Raw genomic sequence first — 313 nt, forward strand, 5'->3', positions numbered from 1 at the left:
CTGGCCCGTACCGTGGAGGACCTGCGCGGCCTGGACATGGTGCGGGCCGTCGCCAGTGTCATGCGGGTCGAGTCGTTCGGCCAGGACTGACCGGCCGCCCCTCGGCCGCGCGGAGGAGAGGGGACGAAGGTGCGCCAGACCGGTGCCGCCGTCCTGGAGCAGGACGAGTGGCGGGCGCTGCGCGACGCCCACTACCGGCGGGTCGACGCGCTGACCGAGGGGCACCTGCGCCGCCGCGAGCGCGGCGTCCGCCACCCGGTCGAGGACTTCCTGTTCGAGTACTACAGCCACCGCCCGGCCCGGCTGCGCCGCT

General features: G+C 75.4%; 1 pseudogene. It reads left to right on the top strand.

What is annotated here, in order from left to right:
* Positions 1 to 129: 129 nt before the first annotated feature.
* Positions 130 to 313: pseudogene (locus DEF28_RS27035) on the top strand (3-methyladenine DNA glycosylase); the annotation flags it as partial.

Origin of the sequence: Marinitenerispora sediminis (genome assembly GCF_003336425.1) — a bacterium.
Lineage (GTDB): Bacteria > Actinomycetota > Actinomycetes > Streptosporangiales > Streptosporangiaceae > Marinitenerispora > Marinitenerispora sediminis.